We start from the raw sequence: 22,769 nt of genomic DNA, 5'->3' as shown, positions 1-22,769 counted from the left end.
TGCGCGTAGTAAAGCCTGACACGTATCGTCCGCACCTTGGGGCTGGGCGATACGCCGGGTCCGCGAATACTACGCGTTGCAGCTTTCAGAACGCATGCGCGATCGACGCGCATGCGGCATGCGGCTACTGCTTGATCGCGTGCGCGCTGCCCGTCTGGACGGCAGACGGTCCGCCGTGCCGGAACACGCCCGATTTCCAGATCATCTGCGATGCCGCGATGAGCACGAACAGCAGCACGACCATCCGGAACAGTTTCGGTGACATCTTGTCCCGCAGCGGGCGAACGAGCCACATGCCGGCAATCGCCGGCAGGCTGGCCGCCGCCGAGATCGCGAGGTCGGCGCCGCTCGCGTGCGCGGCGCCGCTGAACGTCGTGATCAGCGTGACGATCGACACCACGAGGATGATCGCAATCTGCTTCGTGAAGACACGCCCGGTCGCGCCCGATGAAATCAGGTAGGTGGCGAGCAGCGGGCCGGGAACCGATGCGATGCTTTCCATCAGCGCCGCGCCGAAGCCGAGTGCGAAACCGACGGGCTTCTGCCACGCTGGCGGCAGGTTGAGTTTCGGCGCGGCGAGCATCAGCGTCGCGGCCACGATCAGCAATGCGCCGGATGCCGCCTGCGCGTGACCGGGATTGAGGGACAGCAGGATCGCCACCCCGACGACGTTGCCGATCACGGTGCCGACGATCGGTGCGGCGATCTTCCGCGCCGTGGCGAGTACCTGGCCGCCTTCCAGCGCCTGCGGAATGTTGCCGAGGATGATCGGCATCGACAGCAGCAGCACAGCGTGCCGGATCGGCAGGAACTGGCTGAGGATCGGCATCGCGATCAACGGCACGCCGATGCCCGTGATGCCCTTGGCCATCCCGCCCAGCAGCAGCGCGACGGCGATGCCGGCCAGCTCGAGCGAGGTGAGCCCCTGCAGGCTGGAGACCAGCACACCTTCAGTCAGATTGAAATGCATCATGGAATGGCATGTCGCGGCAGATCCGGCAGCGAGCGCGGTCGACGCAGCCCGTTGCGATCCTGCACGCATGTTGTTCTGGATTGGCGTGAACCGGTGATCCGAACGCATGGCACGGCCTGTCGCGCAAGCCTGATGCGCAGTCAATCGAAGCGACGGTTCGAGGACGCATCTTACCTGAGCGTTGCGCCGGGCATCCGGCGCGTGCGCTGCGCGGTGCGTGTGGCCTCCGGGTGAACGAGGCACCGGTTCAATATAATTCACGTCGCAAGCCCGCGTCATGCGCGGTGTACATGGTCCCGGAACAAGGAAACCCGATGACGCTCGCCCAGTTGCAGGCCCTGGCGGCCGTAGTCGAGCTCGGCTCGCTGACGGCCGCGGCGGACCGGCTCAGCCGCAGCCAGTCCGCGATCAGTCATGCGCTGACCGAGCTGGAGGACATCACGGAGGTCAAGCTGCTCTGGCGCGACCGGCAGCCGGTCGTCCTGACGGCGGCGGGCGAACGCCTGTGGCCGTACGTCCAGAGCGTGGTGCGGGAAGCGCAGATGCTGCGCCAGCAGTTCAGCCTGTCGCGCGGCAAGCTCGAAGGGCGGCTGGTGGTCGCGTCGCTGCCGAGCGTCTCGCTGGCATTCGTGGTGCCCGCGCTCGAGGCGTTGAAGGAGATGCATCCGGGCGTATCGGCGGTGCTGCTCGAAGGCACGGACAGCGAAGTCGAAGGGTGGATCGACGACGGGACGGCCGACGTCGGCGTGGTGGCCGGCACGAAGACGTTCGCGCACAACCTGGCACTGCTCGACGAGGATTTCGTCGCGGTGGCCGCGGACGGCATGTTTGCCGACCGCAAGCGCGTGTCGGCCAGGCAGTTGTCCACGGCACCGTTCATTTTCTCGAAGGCCGGGTGCGGGCCGGTGATCGCGGATTATTTCGCGCGCGGCGGCGCACCGCTTCGCGCCGCATTCAACGTGGTCGAGATGCGCACCATCCTGTCGATGGCGGAGGCCGGCATGGGCGTGTCGATCGTTCCGCGCATCACGCTCACGTACACGCCGTTCGGCGGCCGCGTGCTGGAGTTGTCGCCGAGGCTGCATCGCTCCGTGCGGCTGTCGTGGAACACCGCAGGCAACGCGGTCACCGACGCGTTCGTGAGGCTCGTCGACGCACAACGTGCGAACGCAGGAAAGGCAATCCGGACGCGCGCGAAAAAGGGCAGCTGACAACCAGCTGGCACGATGAACGCCGTTCATGCGCGACTTGCATTTTATTCATGCCAACGATGATAAAGATGCAATACATTGATCGCACCTTGTTCGTCGTGTGTCGAAGGAGATTGCCGTGCCGGCCTTGCCCACCCTGTTTGCGTTCGGACTCGTGTCGCTCGGCATGGTGCTGACGCCCGGACCGAACATGATTTACCTGGTTTCGCGCTCGATCTGCCAGGGTCGCCGCGCCGGGTTGGTGTCGCTCGGCGGTGTCGCGCTGGGGTTCGTGTTCTACATGGTGTGCGCGGCGCTGGGCATCACCGCGCTCGTGATGACCGTGCCGTATGCATACGATGCGCTGCGCTTTGCCGGCGCGCTGTATCTGGCGTACCTGGCGTGGCAGGCGCTGAAGCCGGGCGGGCGCTCTGCGTTCCAGGTCCGGCAACTGCCGCACGACAGCCGCGCCAGGCTGTTCACGATGGGCTTCGTGACGAACCTCGCAAACCCGAAGATCGCGGTGATGTATCTGTCGCTGCTACCGCAGTTCATTTCGCCGGGACACGGCAGCATGCTCGCGCAATCGCTGATGCTCGGCTGCGTGCAGATCGCGGTGAGCGTCAGCGTCAACGCGCTGATCGCCTGTGCCGCCGGTTCGATCGCGGGTTTTCTCGCGGGGCGACCGTTCTGGGCGTCGGCGCAGCGCTGGTTGATGGGCACCGTGCTGGCCGGACTGGCCGCGCGGATTGCGCTGGAGTCGCAACGCTAGCGCGCGGCGGCGGACAGCCGGCAATCGTCCGGCGCGCTTGCCGAAAGCGCCGTGCACCGTTAGCCGTGACAGTTGCCCTCGGCTTCTTTGCCGACCCGAACGGGTTCGACCGTTTCACGGCGCCGGCCGCGCGTCGCGAGCCAGCACAGGATCGACCCGCCGCACACCATCAATGCGCCTTGCCAGAACTCGACCGACAGCGGCGCGTGCAACAGCGTCGCGGCAAGCGCGGCGGCGAGCACCGGCGTGAAGTACGACGCGCCGACGATGACCGTCACGTTGCCGTGCATGATGCCGGTGTTCCAGGCCGCATAGCCGAACCCCAGCGCCGACGCCGCCAGCACGAGATACAGGACCGAGTGAACGCTGAACGTCATGCCGCCGCCGCCCTCGATCGCGAACTTGATCCAGAGCACGGCGGCGACCAGCATGAAGAACGGCGTGACGCCGTTCTTGCCGTCGGCGAGGCGTGCCGTCACCGTGCAATAGCCGGCCCAGATCAGCGCGCCGATGAATGCGAGGCCATAGCTCAGCGGATTGTCCGCGACGTTGCGCAGCATGCCGGCCGGATCGAGGCCCTGGTCGCCGCCGAGCACCCAGCAGATGCCGAGCATCGACAGCAGGACGCCCGGCACGACCAGCAGGTTTGCGCGCTGCTTGTTGAATACGATGGCGGCGACCAGCGTGAGGCTCGGCCACAGATAGTTGACCATCGCGACTTCGATCGCCTGCTGCCCGTTGCTCGCATAGCCGATCGACAGCGCGAGGCACAGTTCGTACGAAACGAACAGCAGGCCACCCCAGAGCAGATAGCTTTTCGGGAACTTGCTCAGGTCGGGGAAGCCGACCGTGAACAGCAGAAGCACGGACGCCACCGTATAGATCATCGCGGCGCCGCCGGTCGCGCCGAGGCTTTCACTGACGCCGCGGACGAGCGCGACCACCGAGGCCCATAACAGCACCGCGCCGAGCCCGGCGAGCGTTGCCTTGTTCTTGCGTTTCATGCTTCCTGCCTGTTTCAACATGCCAATTCGATTTCGGATGATACGGGGCCGTTCGCGCGTGCTGCGATCGCAAACGGAACAAGCCGGTTGCGATCGCCACACGAGGCGGCGGCCGCAACCGGCCATGCAACGCGGCGCGCTTACGCGGGGTCCGCGGGGACGTCGATCCAGATGGTCTTGATCTCGGTGTACTGGTCGTGCGCCCAGACCGACTTGTCACGGCCGCCGAACCCGGATTCCTTGTAGCCGCCGAACGGCGTCGTCACGTCGCCTTCGCCGAAGCAGTTGACGGTCACGACACCCGCACGGATGTCGCGCGACAGCCGGATCGCGTGGTTCAGGTTGCCGGTGTAGACCGATGCGGCGAGCCCGTAGACCGAGTCGTTCGCGAGTGCGATCGCTTCGCCGATGTCGGTGAACGTCGTCACCGACAGCACGGGGCCGAAGATCTCCTCGCGGAACAGCCGGCTATGCGGGCTCACGCCGTCCACCACCGTCGGCTCGACGAAAATACCGTCGCCGGTCCGGCCGCCGAATGCGACGCGCAGGCGCTCCGCTTCGGCTTGCACGAGGTACGAACGGACTTTCTCGAAGTGGGCTTTGCTGACCATCGCACCGATGCGGTGCGCCGGGTCGAGCGGGTTGCCCATCGTCCATTCGCGCATGTGCACGCCGATCCGCTGCAGCAGGTCGTCCTTGATGTCGGCGTGGACGATCAGCCGCGACGACGCCGAGCAGTTCTCACCCATGTTCCAGAACGCACCGTTGACGATGTGCTGCGCGACCGCGTCGAGATCGGGCGCATCGGGCAGCACGACCGCCGGATTCTTGCCGCCGCACTCTAGCACGATGCGCTTCAGGTTGGATTCGGCCGAGTACTTGAGGAACTTCCGCCCGGTGTCGGTCGAGCCGGTGAAGCTCACCATGTCGACGTCCGCGTGCCGGCCCAGCGGCTCGCCGACTTCCTTGCCACCGCCCGGCAGCACGTTGAAGATGCCGGCCGGCACACCGGCTTCGTGCGCGAGTTCCGCGACACGCAGCGCGGTGAGCGTGGTTTCCTTTGCCGGTTTCACGACGATCGAGCAGCCGGCCGCGAGTGACGGGCCGATCTTCCACGCGAGCATCAGCAGCGGGAAGTTCCACGGCAGCACGAGCCCGACGACGCCGATCGGTTCGCGCACGACCAGCGCCAGCGCATGACTGCCGACAGGGGCCGTGTTGTCGTAGATCTTGTCGATCAGCTCCGCGTGCCAGCGGATCGTATGAATCGTCTCGGGCACGTCGGTGTTCTGGCACTCGCGGATCGGCTTGCCGCTGTCGAGGCTTTCCATCGTCGCGAGTTCGTGCGCATGCTGCTCGAGCAGATCGGCGAACTTCAGCAGGACGGCCTTGCGGCGCGACGGCGCAAGCTTGCGCCAGCGGCCGTCGTCGAATGCCTGCTTCGCGTTGGCGACCGCGATGTCGACGTCGGCGGCGTTGCACGTGCCAATGTGGGCGAGTACGGCGTCGGTGGCCGGATTGACGGTCGCGAACGCGTCGCCGGTGCTGGACGCGCGGAATGCGCCATCGATGAACGGCCCGGTCGGGAACCGCAGGTCCGCGGCCAGCGCCGCGTATTCGGACGCACTGAGCAGGTCGGCCATCAGGCGTTGCCTCCGGTGACGGCGGCGACTTCACGCTTGATGCCGGCAACGATCGCGGCCAGCGCCTGCTTGTCCTGCTCGTCGAGCGCGCGCAGCGGTGCGCGTACGCCGCCGGCACGCAGCCCCGCGAGTTCGCAGCCGTACTTGATCGATTGCACGAACTTGCCGCCTTCGAGGAAATCCATCAGCGGCATCATGGCGGACATGATCCGGCGGCCCTTGTCGAAATCCTTTTCGATCGCGCACGCCCGGTAGAGCGCGATGTGCTCGGCCGGCAGGAAGTTCGAGCCCGCGCACACCCAGCTGCGTGCGCCCCATGCAAAGAATTCGAGTGCCTGGTCGTCCCAGCCGCAAGACACGCTGATGTTCGGGAACTCGCGTACCAGCATGTGCAATTGACCCGGCTGGCCCGAGCTTTCCTTGATCGCGACGATGTTTTTCGATGCGTCGCAGACGGTGCGGAAGAACTCGCGGCCCATCGACACGCTCATCCGGCCCGGGTAGTTGTACAGCATGATCGGCAGGTTGGCTGCGCGATCGATCTCCAGTGCGTGTGCCGCGTTCTCCTGCTGCGTGGGCAGCGCATAGGGCGGAGAGCCGACCAGGATCGCGTCGGCGCGCACGGCCTTCGCTGCCTTCGCGTACTCGACGGAATCTTCGGTGCGCACCGCGCCGGTGCCGATCACGAGCGGCACGCGCGACCCGATCACTTCACGCGCCCACGCACCGAGGTCGAAGCGTTCCTGTGCGGTATGCGCGTAGTACTCGCCGGTCGAGCCGCCGATGATGATGCCGTGCACGCCGGCCGCGATCAGCGATTCGATCACGTCGGCGAATGCGGTCTTGTCGATCTGGCCGGCGTCGTTCAGGGGCGTGATGGCCGGGGTGTAGATGCCTTCGAAATTCATGATGTTCTTCCGCGGAAATGGAAACAGTCGGGTTGACGAAAGGCGCGCGGCCGCGAACGCGGCAGCGCGCGGGTGACGGGGTCAGTGGTTGAGCGACGCGGCTTCCTGCAGGCTGAGCGAGCGCGTCTCGGGCGCCAGTGCGAGCGAGGCGGCCAACCCGACGAACGAGACGGCAGCAGCGGCGTACATGGTGTTGCCGATGCCGACGGTCTGCAGCGCGATCGGCACGAGCCAGGTGCCGATGGCCGCGCCGATGCGCGACAGCGACGCGCCCATGCCGACCGCAAACGCGCGGATGTCGGTCGGGAAGATTTCGTTCGGGTACACGAGCTGCAGCACCTGCGCGCCGCCGATCAGCACCGCATACGCGCCGAACAGCACGAGGATCAGTACGGCCGAGCCACCGGCGCACGCACCGAGGCCCAGCAGCGCGAGGCCGGACCACAGGAAGCTGTGGATCACCATCGCGCGGCGGCCCAGTTCGTTGATGATCCGCGTTGCGATGATGCAGCCGACCACGAACAGCAGCGTGATCGCGACGGAGCCGAACGATTCCCACTTGCCGGTCAGGTGCAGCGCTTCGAGTACGCGCGGCGCGAACGAATAGACGGCGAACACGGGAATCACGGAGCAGCTCCAGAACACCGACACGAACAGCATCCGCTTGCCGTAGCCCGAGTGCAGCAGTGCCCACAGCGAGATCTTCTTCCCGGCTTGTTCTTCCGGCAGGTTCTTCACCGAGAACGACGGGCCGTAGACTTTCCGGATGACATCGTCGGCCTCGGCGATGCGGCCCTTGCTGAGCAGCCAGCGCGGCGATTCGGGGGTGCCGATGCGCACGACGAACAGGACGAGGCCGATCACGGCCGGGCTGGCCAGCACCCAGCGCCACGCGTCGGGGCCGGCGCTGCCGAGGATGATGTTGCCGACGATATAGGCGAGCGCCGCGCCGAAGAACCAGATGATCGTCAGCATCGCGAGGCGTGGCCCGCGATACTTGCGTGGCATGAACTCGACGAGCAGCGAGCCGGCCACCGGGTATTCGATGCCCACGCCGATGCCGATCAGGAAGCGCAGCACGAACAGCGCTTCGCCCGACTGGACCCAGAGCTGCGCAAGCGAGCAGACGAAGAAGATGACGGGGCCGAAGAAGTAAGGCTTTTGCCGCCCGAGCCGATCGCTGAGCCAGCCGCCGAGGAAGCCACCGAAGAAAATCCCGATCAGTGCGGATGCGGCGACCATGCCTTGCCAGAAGTTGGTCAGGCTGAGTGCGGCCGAGAACTGCACCATCGCGACGCCGATGATGCTCAGCACATAGCCGTCCATGAGCCAGCCGCCGCCCGAGCGGATCGTGAGCAGCTGATGGAATCCATTGAGCGGGACATCCTCGATGGAGTTGCGATTCGTTGACATTGCCTGTCTCCTTCCATGAAATTGAGCGCGGAATACGATCGCGCGATTTATTGATGTGGTGTACTAAGCGTAATGCGTGAATCTGTATCGATTTTCCAGGGGCTTCTTGCCGGTGCTACGTTCGTCTCAGCCGGTTCAGCTTTCGAGTCCCGCCTTGCGTTGGCCCCACCAGAGGGTCGCGTTGACACCGATCGACAGGAACGGTTGCGGCGGGGTGCGGTTCGGTCCCGACGTTTCCAGCAGGAAATCGATCAGGTCGCTGCGCTTGCCGGCCAGCCAGTCGGCGAGCAGGGTGCCCGTCACGGTACCGCGCGTGATGCCGAGCCCGTTGCAACACAGTGCGCCATAGACGTTTGGCGCAAGTTGCCCGAAGAAGCCCTTGTGGTTTTGCGACAGCGCGAGCGAGCCGCTCCACGTGTATTCGAACTCGACTTCCGGCAGCATCGGGAAGCGGCGCTCGAACGACAGCCGATGCCGGTCGGCGAAACGCGGCAGGTATTTCTCCCGCGGGCGGCCGTCGGGGTTGAAGCTGAAGCTGTTGCGCACCAGGATGCGGTTGTCGTGCGTGCGGCGCAGCGTGCTGCCGTACGGGTCGGCCGGAATCACGCCCCAGAACGGCTTGCCGCCCAGTTGCGCCTGTTCGGCGCCGGTCAGCGGCCGCGTGAGGCTCGCATACAGGAACACGGGCAGCATCGTGTGCTGCAGAAAGCCGAAATGCATGCCGAACGCGTTGTTCGCGAGCACCAGCTTGTCGACCGTGATCCGGCCGTTGCGATGTGCGAGCACGATCCTTTCGCCGTACTCGACGTCGGTGATCGGGGTGTGCTCGTACAGCGTCACGTTCGGCGGCAGGCAGTCGGCCAGTCCTTTCACGAGCGCCGATGGCTGGATCAGCACGGTGCCGGGCGTGAACAGTGCTTTCCGGTAGAACGACGTGCCGATATGGTCGGGCAAATGCTTGCCTTCGATCATCTCGTAAGGTTGCCCGAGCTTGTCGAGGCCGCGGCGGTACGCGTCGAGCACGGCAATGCCGCGTGCTTCGACGGCCGCCTGGTATTTGCCGGACGCGCTCATCGCACAGTCAATGCCGTGCTCGGCGACGAGCCTGCGCAGGATCGTCTGGCCGAGCACGTTCAGTTTCAGCGTCGTACGGGCAGTCGGAATGTCGCCGATGTAGTCGTCGGCACCGATGTCGTGCGGCAGGTCGATCGCGAAACCGGCATTGCGTCCCGACGTGCCGAAGCCGACTTCCTGCGCATCGACGAGGATGATCTCGTCATCCGGGAAATTCAGTGCCAGTTGGCGGGCGGCTGCGAGGCCGGTGAAACCGGCGCCGACGACGGCCCAGCGTGCGCCGGATTCCCCGCTGTGCGACGGCCTGGGCTGGCGCTGCCGGCTGGTGTGATACCAGCCGCACATCTTGTCGTCGGAGGGAAGCGATGTAACATTCTGCATTCCTGAATCCAATATCTGTAAAGAGTACTAATCGTAACCATGAAGAATCGGCGCACGATCGAACGTGCACCGTCTTGCGCGGTGATTAAAACTGGATTGGTACGTCGAGGCCTTCGGGAATCACGTACTCGGCCATGCGGCGGCGCGACAGCTCCATGTGGCTGCGGACCAGTTCACCGGCGCGCTGCGCGTCGCGCTGCGCAATCGCTTCGATGATCTCGTCATGCTGCTCCACCGCTTTTTCCAGGTCCTGCTGCATGTCGCTCGTCGTCGGCGAGCGGTAGAAAATCTTGCCGAGGCGCGCGTGGTCGATCAGCACCCGGCGCAGGCTCGGCATCAGGTAGGCGTTCCGCGCGATCCGGCCGATCTCGAAGTGGAACGCGTCGTTCTGCAGCACGCGCGCCTGAAGATCGTTCTGCTCGATCGCCGCGCGAAACTGCGCCTGGATCGCCTTCAGCCGTTCCACTTCTTCCGCCGTCGCGTGGCTTGCCGCCAGCTGCGTGGTCGCGACGTAGATCAGCGGCGCGGCCAGGAAGAAGCTGCGCAGCGACTGATAACCCATCGGCGACACGCGGGCCGGCCGGTTCGGCTCGAGCTCGAGATAGCCTTCCGCCGCCATCTGGCGCATCAGCTCGCGTACCGGCGGGCGCGAGAGCCCGAACTCCTCGCTGAGCGCGAGCTCGTCTACCACGGCGCCGGGCGCGAGCTCCATGCTCACGATGCGCCGCCGCAGTGTCTCCGCCATGATGTTCTTGCGATCTGCCGAACCGCCGGATTCGGCATCCGGCGCGGCAGTCTGAAGCTTCTGTCTCGACATGATTTCATTGTCTACAAACTGTAGACACAGTTTAGGTTGAGAATAGACTAAGTAAAAATAAGGGTTTACGCGTTATCTTGGCGCACGGACGAGGCAGGTGCGGACACGACCTGTCGCGTCCGGATATGCGTAGCTTATAGGGGCGGAGCCGCGCGGGCCGAACGGCGGGCGTCGACGCTGGAGCGAAGCGGCGTGTGCGGCCGGGTCAGGCGAGTCGCTGGAAGGGGCCGCGGGTCATGCGTCATCGATGCGCCAGACTGCGCCGATCGCCGACAGCGCATGTCCGATCGAGTCGAGCATGGCGTTCCGCGTTGGCCCGAGCGTCGTGACCAGGAAGAAGCCGTCTTCGTCGGCAGACAGTCCGATCGGCGGCCAGCCGCCGGTGTCCGCCCGAACCTCGAGCCGGTGTCGGGCGGGATCGATGTCGATGTCGCCATGCGCCTGTCGCAGCGCATTCGCGATGGCATGGAAGGCGGCGGCCGACGGAGTCGTGTGGATGCGGTATTCGAAGCTCATCTGCATGGGCCGGTGTGCGAGGCGGGCAGTCTAACCCGGGCCACCGCATCCCGTCCGTCGACGGCCAGGCAACCGGCGCCCGCCGCAGCGGGCGCCGGCCCAATCACCGCTCGTGCCGCTTCTTGCTCAGCTCGATCGTTTCGAACAGCTCGTACTGCGCGGTCGGGTGCTGGTCGGCGCCCGGCGCGTGGTAGTAGCGCATCGTGATCGTCGTATGGCCGCCCGGTTTGCCCGGATCGTGGTCGAACACCGCAATCCCGTAGCCGGTGCCCGTGTCGCGGCGCGCGGACCAGATCGCATCCTCGAGCGCGTCGGCCGGCTGGCGCACGAACGTGTTCGGCGCGGTGCCCGGCACCGGCCGGTTCGGCTTCGTGAATACCTTCGCCTGGGCAAAGCCGGTCGACGGGTTTTCGCCGTACACGTCCAGCGGTGCGCTGGTGCCGCCGCCGCCGAGGATCAGGTGGATCGTGCCGTGGCTCGTGTCGAACTTCGTGCGGTCCGGGTCGTTCGAGCCGACCGGGCGCGGTTGCAGCGTCTCGACCACTTCGCCGGTCGTCGCGTCGACGCCCGCGCGGTGATTGCAGCCGCGTACCGGATAGCTGCGCTCGTAGTCGTGATCGTGGCCGCACAGCACGAGATCGACGCCGTAACGGTCGAACAGCGGCAGCCAGGCTTCGCGAATGCCCTTGTCGGAACCGTTGCCCGTCTTCGACGAGCTGAGCGCGTCCTGGTGCATCTGCACGACGATCCAGTCGATGTCGTCGTCATGCGCGGCATGACGGAGCGTGCGTTCGAGCCAGCGGGTCTGCTCGCCGTTGCTGTAGCCGCGCACGTAGAACGACGTGCCGGGCTCGATCGGCGGGCGGCCGGTGCTCGCGGCCGGCACGAGCGGCGCCGGGCCGCCGACGAACGCGGCGGCGTCCTGGTACACGACGTCGTCCGCGTCGAGCGACACGAACAGCACGGAGCTCACGCGGAAGCTGTACCAGCGGCCGGGGAAGTGCGTCCCGTTCTCCGGCAGCGTATAGCGCGCGAGATACGAGTCGAGCCCCTGCGGACCGTTGTTGAACTCGATTTCGTGATTGCCGGGGCACGGCATCCACGGGCGGTTCGCGGCCGACGTCTGGTTGTTGTTGCCGAAATCGCGCCACACCTCGGGCTGGTGTCCGGGGTTCAGGTTCGCGTAGCAGAGGTCGCCGTTCAGCAGGTGGAACAGCGGCTGGAACTGCTCGACGGCCTGCACCGCGAAGCGGCTCTGCGGCGACGACAGCACCCACGCGCCGTTGGGCGTCGCGAGATCGCCGTAGCTCGTGAAGCGGAACGGCGCACGGCCGCGCGGCGCGGTCGAGAAGTTCGCGGAGAACGGCTGCGCGGCATTGCTGTCGTTGTCGGCCGTGATCTCGTAGCGGTAGCGCGTATTCGGCTTCAGCCCGTGCACGCGCGCGTGGTACGCAAACACCGTCTCGCCGTTCAGGCCGTCGGTGTAGAGGCGCTGGACACCGTGCACGGTGCGCGCCGGCTCGCCGTCGGCGACGATGCGGGCGCGCGGATTGACGGCCGATGCGAGCGACGCCCACGAGATCACGACATCGGACGTGGGGTCGTTGCCCCACGTCAGGTGAACCTGTTCCGGCGTGCCGTCCGGGGTCGACGTGGCGGCGCGGGCGGCCGCGAGGCCGCCGGCAGCGGTGGCGAGGCCGGAGACGCCGGCGAGTTTCAGGAAGCCGCGACGCGACACGGAGGCGGCCGGCTCGTTCGGCTGATCGGGGAGAGTGTCCTGGTTCGACATGGTCGGTGTTTTCGTTGATGGGGACGCGAGATGCGGAACCGCGCGGCCATGCGAGAGCACGGCCGGGGCGTGGGCCGGAAACGAGCGGGATCCCGGTCGCATGCATTGTCGAAGGGCAGTTTTGCCGCGGTGTGACAGGACGGCAACCGCGGGGTCGCGCATCGCGGCAGCCGGCCCGCTTCGACCTCCGTTCGATCCTCACGAGATTTATTTGCAGATTCCGCGACGGAATTTTTTCGCCCGCGCCGTTTAACGCATGAACGGCCGCTTCTGGTCGATGCCCGTTACTTCGGAGTCTTTCATGAAACTTTCTGTGCCATTGCGATTCGCCGCCGGATGCGTGGCCGCGCTCGCGGCCTCCGCCGCATTCGCGCAGGCCGTCATCGTCGCGCCTTACGCACCGCCGCCGCCGCGCGTCGAGGTGATGCCGGCGCCGCGCGCGGGTTACGTATGGGACCAGGGGCACTGGCACTGGCGGCAGGGCCGTTACGTCTGGATTCCGGGCCACTGGCAAATGGTGCGTGTCGGTTACCACTGGGTGCCCGGGCACTGGGCCGCACGCGGCCCGGCCTGGCGCTGGGTGCCGGGTCACTGGGCCTGACGCGTACGCCGTCGCGCGGCACGTGTTGCCGGCGCGGCGGATTCTTCACGCCACCTCATGAGTCGAAGCCATGCCTTTCCGAACCATCGTGATACTGGCGGTTGCAGCCTTCGTGCTGGCCGGCTGCGTCGTGGTGCCGGCCCGTCCGGTGTATTACCGGCCGGCGCCGGTCGTCGTATATTGAGCGCGCCGGCCGACGGTCGCGCGGCCGGCAGACAGGATCGATATGCCGTGCGAACCGGATGTCGATGACACGGACATGGCCGACGCCGTGTGCGACGCAGGGCGCGATGCGCACGGCGTTGGCGAACAGTCGGAGTGGCGCCGTCCGGTGATGGCCCGACGCATGCAAGGAGAGCACGACGATGAGCTTCAGCCGGGCGGCGGGTACACCTGCCGTGACAGTGCGGCGCCCGCGCGCCGCGCGACGGAGCAGGCGGCGTTGAACGACCGCAGCGACCGCGATCCGGACGCGGAACTCGTCGCGCGCGTCGGCGCGCGCGATTCGTCGGCCGTGCGCGTGCTCGTCGCGCGCAAGCTGCCGCGGCTGCTCGCATTGGCGACGCGCATGCTCGGCGACCGGAACGAAGCCGAGGACGTCGCACAGGAGACGTTCTTGCGAATCTGGAGCCAGGCGCCGCGCTGGCGCGAAGGCGAGGCGCGCTTCGACACGTGGCTGCATCGCGTCGTGCTGAACCTGTGCTACGACCGGTTGCGCGGCCGGCGCGAGGAGCCCGTCGATACGCTGCCCGACGTGCCCGACACGCAACCGGAGCCGGCCGCGCATGCGGAGCTGCGTTCGCGCGACGCGCGCGTGCGGCAGGCGCTGGCTGCGTTGCCGCCGAGGCAGCGCGAGGCGCTCGTGCTCCAGTACTATCAGGAAATGTCGAATGTGGAAGCGGCCAACCTGATGGGCATCACCGTCGATGCGCTGGAAAGCCTGCTGGCCCGCGCGAGGCGCAACCTGCGCGCGCAACTGGCCGGCGACCCACCAAGCGAGGACAAGCGATGACACCCGAACGATTTCGTACCATCGTCGCCGCGTACGGCTCGGACGCGCGGCGCTGGCCGGCCGGCGAGCGCGCGGCCGCCGAGGCGTGGGCGCAAGCGAACCCGCGTGAAGCGCTGCTCGCACTGGACGACGCGGCCGACCTCGATGCGTGGCTCGCGTACGACACGGTCGCACCGCCCGCTCCGTCGCTGGTCGAGCGTATCGTCGCGACGGCGCCCGCGCCGCAGCGTGCGCGCCGGCGTGGCAATGTGTGGTGGTCGGGTGCGGCGTTCGCCGGTGTCGGCCTGGCCGGTGCGCTCGCGGGCGCGGTGGCCGTGTCGATGCTGATGCTCGGCAGCGCACCGACGTCGCAGCACGAACCGGGCTATCTGACGACGACGTTCGGCGGTCCGAGCGTGGACTGGAGTGACGAATGACTGAACGCGGCTGGAAATTCATCCTCGTCGGCTCGGTCGTGCTGAACGTGTTCATGCTCGGCGCGATCGGCGGCGGCGCCTATCAGTGGTTCTCGACGCATGGCGACCTGCATGCGGCAGGCGCACCGGCATCGCGCACCGCGTTGCGATTCGCGGCAGACGAATTGCCCGACGCGCGGCAGCGCGAGTTCGCCGCCGCGCTGAAGGCGGCGCGCAAGGACGGCCGCGATTTTGCGCGGGAAGGGCGCGACGGCCGGATCACCGTGCTGGATCTGCTCGCCGCGCCGCAACTCGATCGCGCGGCGATCGACGCCGCGCTTGACCGCACACGCGCGGCCGATACGGCGATGCGTACCCAGGTCGAGCGCAGCGTCGTCGATTTCGCGGCGACGCTGGCGCCCGACGAGCGCGCGAAGTTCGTCGACGGGTTGCAGCGCAGCGGCAACTGGCGTTTGCCGCCGAAGCTGCAGAAGAAGCAGGGCGCGCCGGCGAGCCAGTAAATCCTCGCGCCGGGGGCGACACGCGAGCTGCGTGTCGCCGTCGAGTGCTATCGGTCACGCGCAATGCGTGCGCGGGTTTCGGTCGATCGCGCGGTCGTTGTCCATCGATGACCGACGCGATCGCACTGCGCGACTTCCGCCGATCAAGATTATTTTTCGTTTCCGCGACGGATTTCCCGGTGTTCCCGCGTTGAACGTGGGTACGCACCGCAAGAGAGCCCGTCATGGACCACCCGAACGACACCACGCCAGCCGCGATCGCGCTGAACCGCTTCGGCCTCGGCGCGCGGGCCGACGAAGCGCCGCCCGCCGACCCGAAGGCGGCGCTCGTCGCGCAATTCGACCGTTACGACGCACGGCCTGCCGCGTGGGCCGGCGAGCCCGACGCGATCGCGCTCGCCACGCGCTTCGCGAATGCGCGCAACGCGATGACGGGCGACGACGCAGCCGCGAAGCGCGCGACCGCGCAATCGATCCGGCGCGACGGCTACGACGCGTATCGCAGCGCCGTCGCCGCACGCATGAACAGCGCGCTGAACACGCCCGCGCCGTTCGTCGAACGTCTCGTGCATTTCTGGGCGAACCATTTCGCGGTATCGGTCGACAAGGGGCAGGTGGCCGCGTATGCGGGCGCGTTCGAACGCGACGCGATCCGCCCGCACGTGCTCGGTCGCTTCGAGGACATGCTCGTCGCCGTCGAGCAGCATCCCGCGATGCAGGTGTTTCTCGACCAGGCGCGCTCGGTCGGCCCCGACAGCCCGGCTGCGCTGCGCGCCGAAGCACGCAATCCGTCGGCGAAGCGCGGGCTCAACGAGAACCTCGCGCGCGAAATCATGGAACTGCATACGCTCGGCGTGCGCACCGGTTACACGCAAGCCGACGTGACGGAATTCGCGCGTGCGCTGACCGGCTGGAGCATCGCCGGCGGGCGCGGGCCGCAGCCGGGCGATGCGGCGCCCGGCGCGTTTGTGTTCCGCCCGAAGCTGCACGAACCGGGCTCGCGCACGGTGATGGGACGCACCTACGATCAGCCGGGCGAAGCGCAGGCGCGCGCGATCCTGCACGACCTCGCACGCTCGGACGCAACCGGCCGGCACATCGCGTTCCAGCTCGCCCGTCATTTCGTCGCCGACAATCCGCCGCCCGCGCTGACCGACCGGCTGGCCCGCGCGTTCGATGCGAGCGGCGGCGATCTGCCGACCGTCTATCGCGCGCTCGTCGATGCGCCTGAAGCGTGGTCGCCGGTCAACCGCAAGTTCAAGACGCCGTGGGAGTGGGCCGTGTCGTCGCTGCGCGGGCTCGGCTGGCGCGATACGGGCGACCTGAAGGCCGCGCCGTTGCTCGCGCAGCTCGGCCAGCCGGTATGGCGGCCGGGCTCGCCGGCCGGCTACGACGACGTCGCCGCGAGCTGGGCCGCGCCCGACGCGCTCGTGCGCCGCGTCGAGATCGCCCAGCGCCTCGCCGCGCGCACGGGCGACCGGCTCGACCCGCGCACGCTCGGCGGCACGCTGCTTGCCGGTTCGATGAGCGCGCCGACCGCGACTGCGCTGTCGCGTGCGGAGAGTGCGACCACGTCGCTCGCATTGCTGCTCGTTTCGCCCGATTTCCAACGGAGATGACCATGGCACTGTCCCGCCGACAATTCCTGAGCGTAGCCGCCGCCGGCGCGGGTGCGATCCTCGTCGCACCGCAAATCGTGTTCGCGAACGTCGCGACCGACCGGCGTTTCGTGTTCGTGATCCAGCGCGGGGCGGCCGACGGCCTGAACATCGTCGTCCCGTATGCGGAGCCCGCGTATGCGTCGCTGCGCGGCCCGCTGGCGATCGACACGACGGCCGCGACGCGGCTCGACGGCACGTTCGCGCTGCATCCATCGCTGGCGCAGACCGCGCAGCTGTACCGCGACGGGCAGGCGCTGTTCGTCCACGCGATCGCGTCGCCGTATCGCGACCGCTCGCATTTCGACGGCCAGAACGTGCTTGAAACCGGCGGCCGTGCGCCCTACCAGGTGAAGGACGGCTGGCTGAACCGGCTCGCCGCGCTGCTGCCGGCGACGCGCGACAGCGCCATTGCATTTGCGCCGACCGTGCCGCTCGCCTTGCGCGGCACCGTGCAGGCCGCGTCGTATGCGCCGTCCGGATTGCCGGCCGCGCCGGACGACCTGCTTGCGCGCGTGTCCGCGCTCTACGAAGCCGACGCGCAGCTCGGCCCGCTGTGGCAGTCGGCGATGGAGGCACGCGGTCTCGCCGGCGATGCGCATGCGCGCCAGGACCCGGCCGGGGTCGGCAAGCTCGCCGCGACGTTTCTCGCGCGCGACGACGGCCCGCGGATCGCGATGATCGAGACGGGCGGCTGGGACACGCACAGCGCGCAGAACGCGCGGCTCGCGAATCAGTTGAAGGCGCTCGACACGATGCTCGCCGCGCTGCGCGACGGCCTCGGGCCCGCCTGGCAGCAGACCACGGTGCTGGTCGCGACCGAGTTCGGCCGCACGGCCGCGGTGAACGGCACGGGCGGCACCGATCACGGGCAGGCATCGGTTGCGATGCTCGCGGGCGGCGCGGTCGCCGGCGGCCGCGTGATCGCCGACTGGCCGGGGCTGCGGCCGGGCGACCTGTACGAAGGGCGCGACCTGAAGCCGACTGCGTCGCTCGACGCGCTGATCTCGGGCGCGGCTGCCGAAAGCCTGCGTCTCGATCCACGCCGCACCGCAGCCGCGTTGTTCGCGGAAAGCGGCGCGACGCGGCCGATGAGCGGCCTGATTCGCGGGACTGCGTGACGCGGCGCATGCCGCGTTCGTGCCCGCCGACCGATTACACACACAACAGGGAGAATTGACGATGAAGATCCGATCCGCTTCGCTTGCCGTGCTGGTGAGCGCGAGTGCCGTGCTGATGTCCGCCTGCGTGGTCGAACCCGTGCGGCCGCCGCAGCCGGCGCCGCTCGTCGAAGTGGCGCCGCCGCCGCCCGCGCCGGGCTATCGCTGGGCGAAGGGCCATTACCGCTGGGCCGGCAATCACTGGGCGTGGGTGCCCGGGCACTGGGTGGGCGTGTACTGACCGGGCCTGATGTACGGCGTGGTGCGGATGCCGGCTACCACCCGATCCGGTGTTTCTCTTCCGTCTCGCGATGCCGCCAGTCGTCGTCCGCGTGCAGGTACTGGCTCGTCGTCGTGAGCGACACGTGGCCGAGGTTGTCGCGCACGAGCCGGAGGTCGACGCGGCCGTCGGCCATGTGCGAGCCTGCGCTGTGGCGCAGCCAGTGCGCGGACGCCTGTTCGAGCACCTGAGCCGCGTGTGCGCCGGCTTCGCCGTTCGCACGCAGCCGGTCGGCCGCGTGCCGGAACACCTGCTTCACGATCCTATGCAGCGCCGCACGCGTGAGCGGCTTGCGCGCCTGGCCGACCGGCAGCACGAGCGGCGTGGGCTCGCCGTCCGACGGCAGCGCGGGCAGGCCATGCGCGCGCCGGTAGCGCGACAGTTCGGCCATCATCTCGCCGGTGGCCGGCACGAGCCGCTGCCGGCCGCCTTTGCCCGTGACGTCGAGCCACCAGCGGTCGTGTCCGTTCGCGTCGCGCCGGCAGAAGAACTGGCCCATCGTCGTATCGGCCGCTTCGGTGATGCGCAGCCCGCCGAGATACAGCAGCGTGAACAGCCAGCGTGCGCGATCCGCATGGAAGCACGCGCGCGCATCGTCGCGCGGCATCGCGGCGATCGCGTCCTTGACCGACTGCCATAGCGGCTGCCCGAGATGGCGCGTGACGCGCGGTGCGGGCCGGCGCTGCCGTTGCCGCGACAACGCGAGCGGGTTGCCGGCCAGATAGCCGGCCTGCACGAGCCACGAGAACATCACGTTCAGGATCACCAGCGCCTGCCGCTGGCTGGCCGCCGACAGCGGCCCGTAGAACGGCCGCCAGCGCGGATCGTCGCGTGGATGCTTGCGGCCGCCGTTTGCGCACCACAGGTCGGCCGGCGCGGGCGCGAGCAGGAACTGCCGGTAGACGACGAGATCCTCGTGCGTGAGCGACGACAGCGGCTTGCCGCACGCGATCACGGCCCACAGCAGCAGACGCTCGGCTTCCTTGCGGTAGTTCTGGAACGTGGTCGGCGTGTCGACGAAGCGCGCGAGCCAGGCGCGCACGGCGTCGAGATCGTTGGTCGCGGCGATCTGCGGATGCGCGCTGCCCGAACGGTTGGAGCCGGTGCGTCCGTCGAGCGAGGCCGGCACGGTCAGCGTATCGATCGGCAGCGGGCGCAGCGCGGCGTCGGACGGAACGGGTGAGGGCATGCGAAGGGAGGCGCGCTGCACGAACCGCGCGGGCATGGCCGGGCGGACGACGGCAGCGCGTCAATGCGTATCGGGAAGCGCCGATGGTACACGATCACCGCACGGTGAAACCGCCGTCGGAGGCGATCGACTGGCCGGTGACGAAGCGCCCGTTACCCCAGCGACAGCACACTGTTCAACAACATCCGCACCAGCGTGGCCTGCCGCGTGACACCGGTTTTCGAAAAGATCGCGCGCAGGTGCGAACGCGCGGTGTTCTTGCTGATCGCGAGTTCGTCGGCCGCTTCCTCGAGCGTTTGCCCGTTGACGAGCGCGAGTGCCAGCGCGGTCTCGGCCGGCGTGAGGTCGAACAGCTTGCGCACGATGTCGTGCGACGCCTGCGACTTGCGCTCGGCATCGCGGATGAAGATCGCGCACGCCGGCCGGCGCGGGTTGTCCTCGGACCACTCGCTCAACGGCACCGCACGGATCAGCACGCCGAGCCGCGGCTTGCCGGACGGGCGCGGCACCGCGATCGCGTGCGCGACCGACGGCGTGACGCCCGTGCGTTCCGCGAGCACCTGGCGGATCAGTTTCTGCAGCTTGCGGTCCTCCAGCGGATACGACGCTTCGAGCGTGCCGCCGCGCACGCGCAGGCCGTCGCATTCGGCGAAGATCTCGTCCGCGACGGAGTTGGTCCGCATGATCGTGCCGCGCTCGTCGAGAATCGCGGTGCCGACGAGCATGCGGTCGATCGTGCTGGCATACAGCGTGCGCTCGGATTCGACCATCCCGAACTTCGCGTGCAGCCGCACCGCGCGCTTCAGGTGCGGCAGCAGCGCGTTGCAGACGGCCTTGTCGGCTGTGGAGAACGCGTGGCCGCGATGCGAACGGCAGACGCGAAAGCGGCACTCGACGCCGTCGTGCGTGCGCAGGTCGGCGCCCATCAGATAGCCGACGTCGAACGGCTGCAGGAATTCCGCATACATCGCGCTGTTGCGCCACACGCCGACGCCGAGCAGTTCGTCGACGGTGACGACGCGATCGGCCGGCAGGTTCACGAACGGATCGAGTGCGTAGTAATAGTTGTTGTACGACGCGACGCCCGTCAGCGGTGCGCTCTCCTCGGACGCGTTGATCATCAGCCCTGTATGGCCGCTGGCCGGCCAGCGCAGGATCATCGTCACGTAGTTCGCGTGGAGGTGCACGCGGATCTGCTCGAGTGCGGCGCCCCACGGCACGTCCTCGAGCGGGCCTTCGTAGATTTTCGTGAGCAAAGCGTCGAACTGCTCGAGCGTCAGTTTCGATTGGGCAAGGTTCGGCGGCAGGGCCGGGGGCGCCGTGGTCATTCGGGTTGTCTCCTGTTTCGGCCGCCGGGTCGCGATGCGCTTGGCGTGCACGTTCGGCCACCGGCGGCGATACGCGCGGCGGCACCGGAACACGGTAACGTATCGGGATAGGCGCGACATCCCATAAATGAGGGGGGCGGGCACGTTCTGTAAGGTAATTGTGAACTTTCTCGCCGCGCCGGGCGTCTAATCGGCCCTCCAACGCTTCCAGAGGCACATCAGATGATTCACAAGACCCGAACGCTGCTTGGCGCGGCCGTCATTGCCGGCAGCACGCTCCTCGCCGGATGCCAGACCGACGCGGCCGCCACGGCACCGAATGCGGCCCGCCCGGCCGACGGCAAGCCGGTGACCAGGACCGTCTATGTCGCGCCGCAGTCCGCGCGCTGCATGGGCGTCGCGCCGATGGAGTGCCTGCAGGTGCGCAGCAGCCCGAGCGAGCCGTGGAGCCTGTGGTACGCGGGCATCGAAGGGTTCGCCTATCAGCCCGGTTACCTGTACACGCTTGAAATCGACGAATACCACGTCGCGCAGCCGCCGGCCGACGGTTCGTCGATCCGCTGGGTGCTCAAGCGCGTGGTCGAACGCCGTCAGGTGAACTGACGGCCGCGCTTACGCGGACGATCGCGCCGCCGCATGGGTCGGCGGTGCGACCGTATCGATCCGCCGGAACACGGCGGACGACAGCAACGTGACGGCCCCCATGCACGCGAACGACAGCATGAATCCGTGCGCCATCGAGCCCCAATAGGCGGCGAACAGGTTCACGAGCCCGCCGCCGATCGACACACCCAGGCCCATCGCGAGCATCTGCATCATCGTGAACAGGCTGTTGCCGCTGCCGGCGTCGGCATGCGAGAGCCCCTTGAGCGTCACGCCGTTCATCGCCGCGAACTGCATCGAGTTCGCCGCGCCGAACACGATCAGCAGCACACCTTCCAGCACCGGCGCGGGCCGCGCCGACACCAGCGCGAATCCCGCGATCGCGCAGCCGACGATTGCCGTATTCACGACCAGAAACGCCGCATAGCCGAAGCGCTTCACGAGCGGCGCGATCCAGCGTTTCGCGATCACGCCTGCGATTGCGGCCGGTAGCATCATCAACCCCGATTGCAGCGGCGTATAGCCGAGCTGCACCTGCATCAGCAGCGGCAGCATGAACGGCACCGAACTCGTGCCGATCCGGCACAGCAGGTTGCCGAGCAGCCCGGAACCGAAATTCGGCTCGCGGAACAGCCCGAGCCGGAACAGCGGTTGCGCGCGCCGCCGCGCATGCGGCAGGTACGCGAGTGCGCTCGCGAGGCCGGCCACGGCGAGCCCGGCCGCCCACGCGGCGCGATGCGCGGGCATGGGCGGGTCGATCGCGAGCGACAGCGCGATCATCGCGACCGACAGCAGCGCACAGCCGACGAAGTCGAACGGTGGCGGCTGCGTCGCCTGGTCGTGCGGCAGGTAGCGCTGCACCGCGATGAAACCGACCACGCCGACCGGCACGTTGACGATGAACACCCAGTGCCATGAAATCGCCTGCGTGAGCCAGCCGCCGAGCGTCGGCCCGACGATCGGGCCGAGCTGGCCGGCGATCGACACGAACGCGATCGCCGCGACGTACTGCTCGCCCGGCACGCGCCGCAGCACGGCGAGCCGCCCGATCGGCAGCAGCATCGAGCCGCCGATGCCCTGCACGGCGCGCGCAATGACGAGCTGGCCGAGCGTGTGCGACGCCGCGCAGCCGATCGACGCGAGCACGAACACGAGGATCGCGACGGAGAACACGCGGCGCGTGCCGAACCGGTCGGCGAGCCAGCCGGACGCCGGCGTGAGCATCGCCATCGTCAGCGTGTAGACGACCACGACCGGCTGCATCGCGAGCGGCGACGCATGCAGGCTTTGGGCGATCGAAGGCAGCGCGGTGTTGACGATCGTCGTGTCGAGCGACTGCATGAAGAATGCAGCGGCGACGATCCAGAGCAGCGCGGAGTGTGTGGGTTCCCGGGACATGGCGAAATCGGTGGTGCGAAAGCCCGGCGCAGGTGCGCCGGTGCGCGGTCGCGCGGCGCCTGCCGGACTTCAAGCGCTCGATGGTACCGATTCCGGTGGTCATCGGGAAGCCGCCTCAAGACATTGACTGTCATCGGAATTGCC

The 22,769-nt window shown here is 67.9% G+C and carries 22 protein-coding genes; 10 read left to right on the top strand and 12 right to left on the bottom strand.

The window, feature by feature from the left end; translation table 11 throughout:
* Positions 1-124 precede the first annotated feature (124 nt).
* Positions 125-973: a sulfite exporter TauE/SafE family protein gene (locus tag BLA15945_RS00455; protein WP_059240392.1), complete on the bottom strand. Its 849-nt coding sequence runs from the start codon at positions 971-973 to the stop codon at positions 125-127.
* Between the two features lie 314 nt (positions 974-1,287).
* Here BLA15945_RS00455 and BLA15945_RS00450 point away from each other — a divergent pair, with 314 nt between their 5' ends.
* Together BLA15945_RS00450 and BLA15945_RS00445 are read left to right on the top strand one after the other, a co-directional pair.
* Positions 1,288-2,184 carry a LysR family transcriptional regulator gene (locus tag BLA15945_RS00450; protein ID WP_174991190.1) on the top strand — a complete coding sequence of 299 codons (897 nt, stop codon included), beginning with the start codon at positions 1,288-1,290 and terminating at the stop codon, positions 2,182-2,184.
* 118 nt (positions 2,185-2,302) lie between these two features.
* A complete protein-coding gene (locus BLA15945_RS00445) occupies positions 2,303-2,935 on the top strand; it encodes a LysE family translocator (RefSeq protein ID WP_059240979.1) in 633 nt (210 codons plus the stop codon).
* A 59-nt stretch (positions 2,936-2,994) separates the two neighbouring features.
* Here BLA15945_RS00445 and yddG read toward each other — a convergent pair whose 3' ends face one another.
* The 8 genes from yddG to BLA15945_RS00405 all read right to left on the bottom strand — a co-directional run bounded on the left by yddG (position 2,995) and on the right by BLA15945_RS00405 (position 12,480).
* Complete coding sequence (gene yddG / locus BLA15945_RS00440; protein ID WP_155627282.1) at positions 2,995-3,939, bottom strand: aromatic amino acid DMT transporter YddG; 945 nt, start codon at positions 3,937-3,939, stop codon at positions 2,995-2,997.
* 140 nt (positions 3,940-4,079) lie between these two features.
* Entirely contained in the window at positions 4,080-5,582 is a 1,503-nt protein-coding gene (locus tag BLA15945_RS00435) for an aldehyde dehydrogenase (protein WP_174991189.1), read from the bottom strand.
* On the bottom strand, positions 5,582-6,490 hold the full coding sequence (locus BLA15945_RS00430) for a dihydrodipicolinate synthase family protein (protein ID WP_174991188.1): 909 nt from the start codon (positions 6,488-6,490) through the stop codon (positions 5,582-5,584). Before BLA15945_RS00430 ends, BLA15945_RS00435 begins: the two co-directional genes overlap by 1 nt.
* Positions 6,491-6,571: 81 nt before the next feature.
* The gene (locus BLA15945_RS00425) at positions 6,572-7,903 is read right to left on the bottom strand and encodes an MFS transporter (RefSeq protein ID WP_174991187.1); all 1,332 of its coding nucleotides are present in this window, start codon (positions 7,901-7,903) and stop codon (positions 6,572-6,574) included.
* Positions 7,904-8,038: 135 nt separating this feature from the next.
* The gene (locus BLA15945_RS00420) at positions 8,039-9,358 is read right to left on the bottom strand and encodes an NAD(P)/FAD-dependent oxidoreductase (RefSeq protein ID WP_174991186.1); all 1,320 of its coding nucleotides are present in this window, start codon (positions 9,356-9,358) and stop codon (positions 8,039-8,041) included.
* Positions 9,359-9,443: 85 nt separating this feature from the next.
* Complete coding sequence (locus tag BLA15945_RS00415; protein WP_059240399.1) at positions 9,444-10,175, bottom strand: GntR family transcriptional regulator; 732 nt, start codon at positions 10,173-10,175, stop codon at positions 9,444-9,446.
* A 234-nt stretch (positions 10,176-10,409) separates the two neighbouring features.
* Positions 10,410-10,697, bottom strand: a complete 288-nt coding sequence (locus tag BLA15945_RS00410) for a hypothetical protein (protein ID WP_174991185.1) — start codon at positions 10,695-10,697, stop codon at positions 10,410-10,412.
* 97 nt (positions 10,698-10,794) lie between these two features.
* Positions 10,795-12,480 (bottom strand): purple acid phosphatase family protein, encoded by a 1,686-nt coding sequence (locus BLA15945_RS00405; protein ID WP_059240401.1) that lies wholly within the window; start codon positions 12,478-12,480, stop codon positions 10,795-10,797.
* 301 nt (positions 12,481-12,781) lie between these two features.
* On the opposite strand from BLA15945_RS00405, the gene BLA15945_RS00400 reads away from it, so the two are divergent.
* The 7 genes from BLA15945_RS00400 to BLA15945_RS00370 all read left to right on the top strand — a co-directional run bounded on the left by BLA15945_RS00400 (position 12,782) and on the right by BLA15945_RS00370 (position 18,068).
* Complete coding sequence (locus BLA15945_RS00400) at positions 12,782-13,081, top strand: YXWGXW repeat-containing protein (protein WP_059240402.1); 300 nt, start codon at positions 12,782-12,784, stop codon at positions 13,079-13,081.
* Between the two features lie 226 nt (positions 13,082-13,307).
* Entirely contained in the window at positions 13,308-14,093 is a 786-nt protein-coding gene (locus BLA15945_RS00395; RefSeq protein WP_174991184.1) for an RNA polymerase sigma factor, read from the top strand.
* On the top strand, positions 14,090-14,509 hold the full coding sequence (locus BLA15945_RS00390; RefSeq protein WP_059240403.1) for a hypothetical protein: 420 nt from the start codon (positions 14,090-14,092) through the stop codon (positions 14,507-14,509). Before BLA15945_RS00395 ends, BLA15945_RS00390 begins: the two co-directional genes overlap by 4 nt.
* On the top strand, positions 14,506-15,009 hold the full coding sequence (locus BLA15945_RS00385) for a periplasmic heavy metal sensor (protein WP_059240404.1): 504 nt from the start codon (positions 14,506-14,508) through the stop codon (positions 15,007-15,009). Before BLA15945_RS00390 ends, BLA15945_RS00385 begins: the two co-directional genes overlap by 4 nt.
* Positions 15,010-15,233: 224 nt before the next feature.
* The gene (locus BLA15945_RS00380; RefSeq protein WP_174991183.1) at positions 15,234-16,628 is read left to right on the top strand and encodes a DUF1800 domain-containing protein; all 1,395 of its coding nucleotides are present in this window, start codon (positions 15,234-15,236) and stop codon (positions 16,626-16,628) included.
* 2 nt (positions 16,629-16,630) lie between these two features.
* Positions 16,631-17,788 carry a DUF1501 domain-containing protein gene (locus tag BLA15945_RS00375; protein ID WP_407045078.1) on the top strand — a complete coding sequence of 386 codons (1,158 nt, stop codon included), beginning with the start codon at positions 16,631-16,633 and terminating at the stop codon, positions 17,786-17,788.
* 61 nt (positions 17,789-17,849) lie between these two features.
* Positions 17,850-18,068, top strand: coding sequence for a YXWGXW repeat-containing protein (locus tag BLA15945_RS00370; RefSeq protein WP_059240407.1), 219 nt, complete (start codon positions 17,850-17,852; stop codon positions 18,066-18,068).
* Between the two features lie 34 nt (positions 18,069-18,102).
* On the opposite strand, the gene BLA15945_RS00365 is transcribed toward BLA15945_RS00370, so the two are convergent.
* Entirely contained in the window at positions 18,103-19,296 is a 1,194-nt protein-coding gene (locus tag BLA15945_RS00365; protein ID WP_174991181.1) for a tyrosine-type recombinase/integrase, read from the bottom strand.
* A 152-nt stretch (positions 19,297-19,448) separates the two neighbouring features.
* Positions 19,449-20,624: a helix-turn-helix transcriptional regulator gene (locus tag BLA15945_RS00360; RefSeq protein ID WP_059240408.1), complete on the bottom strand. Its 1,176-nt coding sequence runs from the start codon at positions 20,622-20,624 to the stop codon at positions 19,449-19,451.
* Between the two features lie 222 nt (positions 20,625-20,846).
* Between BLA15945_RS00360 and BLA15945_RS00355 the strand changes: the two genes are divergently transcribed.
* A complete protein-coding gene (locus BLA15945_RS00355; protein ID WP_059240409.1) occupies positions 20,847-21,227 on the top strand; it encodes a DUF4377 domain-containing protein in 381 nt (126 codons plus the stop codon).
* 9 nt (positions 21,228-21,236) lie between these two features.
* On the opposite strand, the gene BLA15945_RS00350 is transcribed toward BLA15945_RS00355, so the two are convergent.
* On the bottom strand, positions 21,237-22,625 hold the full coding sequence (locus BLA15945_RS00350) for a DHA2 family efflux MFS transporter permease subunit (protein WP_059240410.1): 1,389 nt from the start codon (positions 22,623-22,625) through the stop codon (positions 21,237-21,239).
* Positions 22,626-22,769 lie beyond the last annotated feature (144 nt).

It is taken from the genome of Burkholderia arboris (assembly GCF_902499125.1).
Taxonomy (GTDB): domain Bacteria; phylum Pseudomonadota; class Gammaproteobacteria; order Burkholderiales; family Burkholderiaceae; genus Burkholderia; species Burkholderia arboris.
This window is presented reverse-complemented; position numbering and strand designations above follow the sequence as displayed.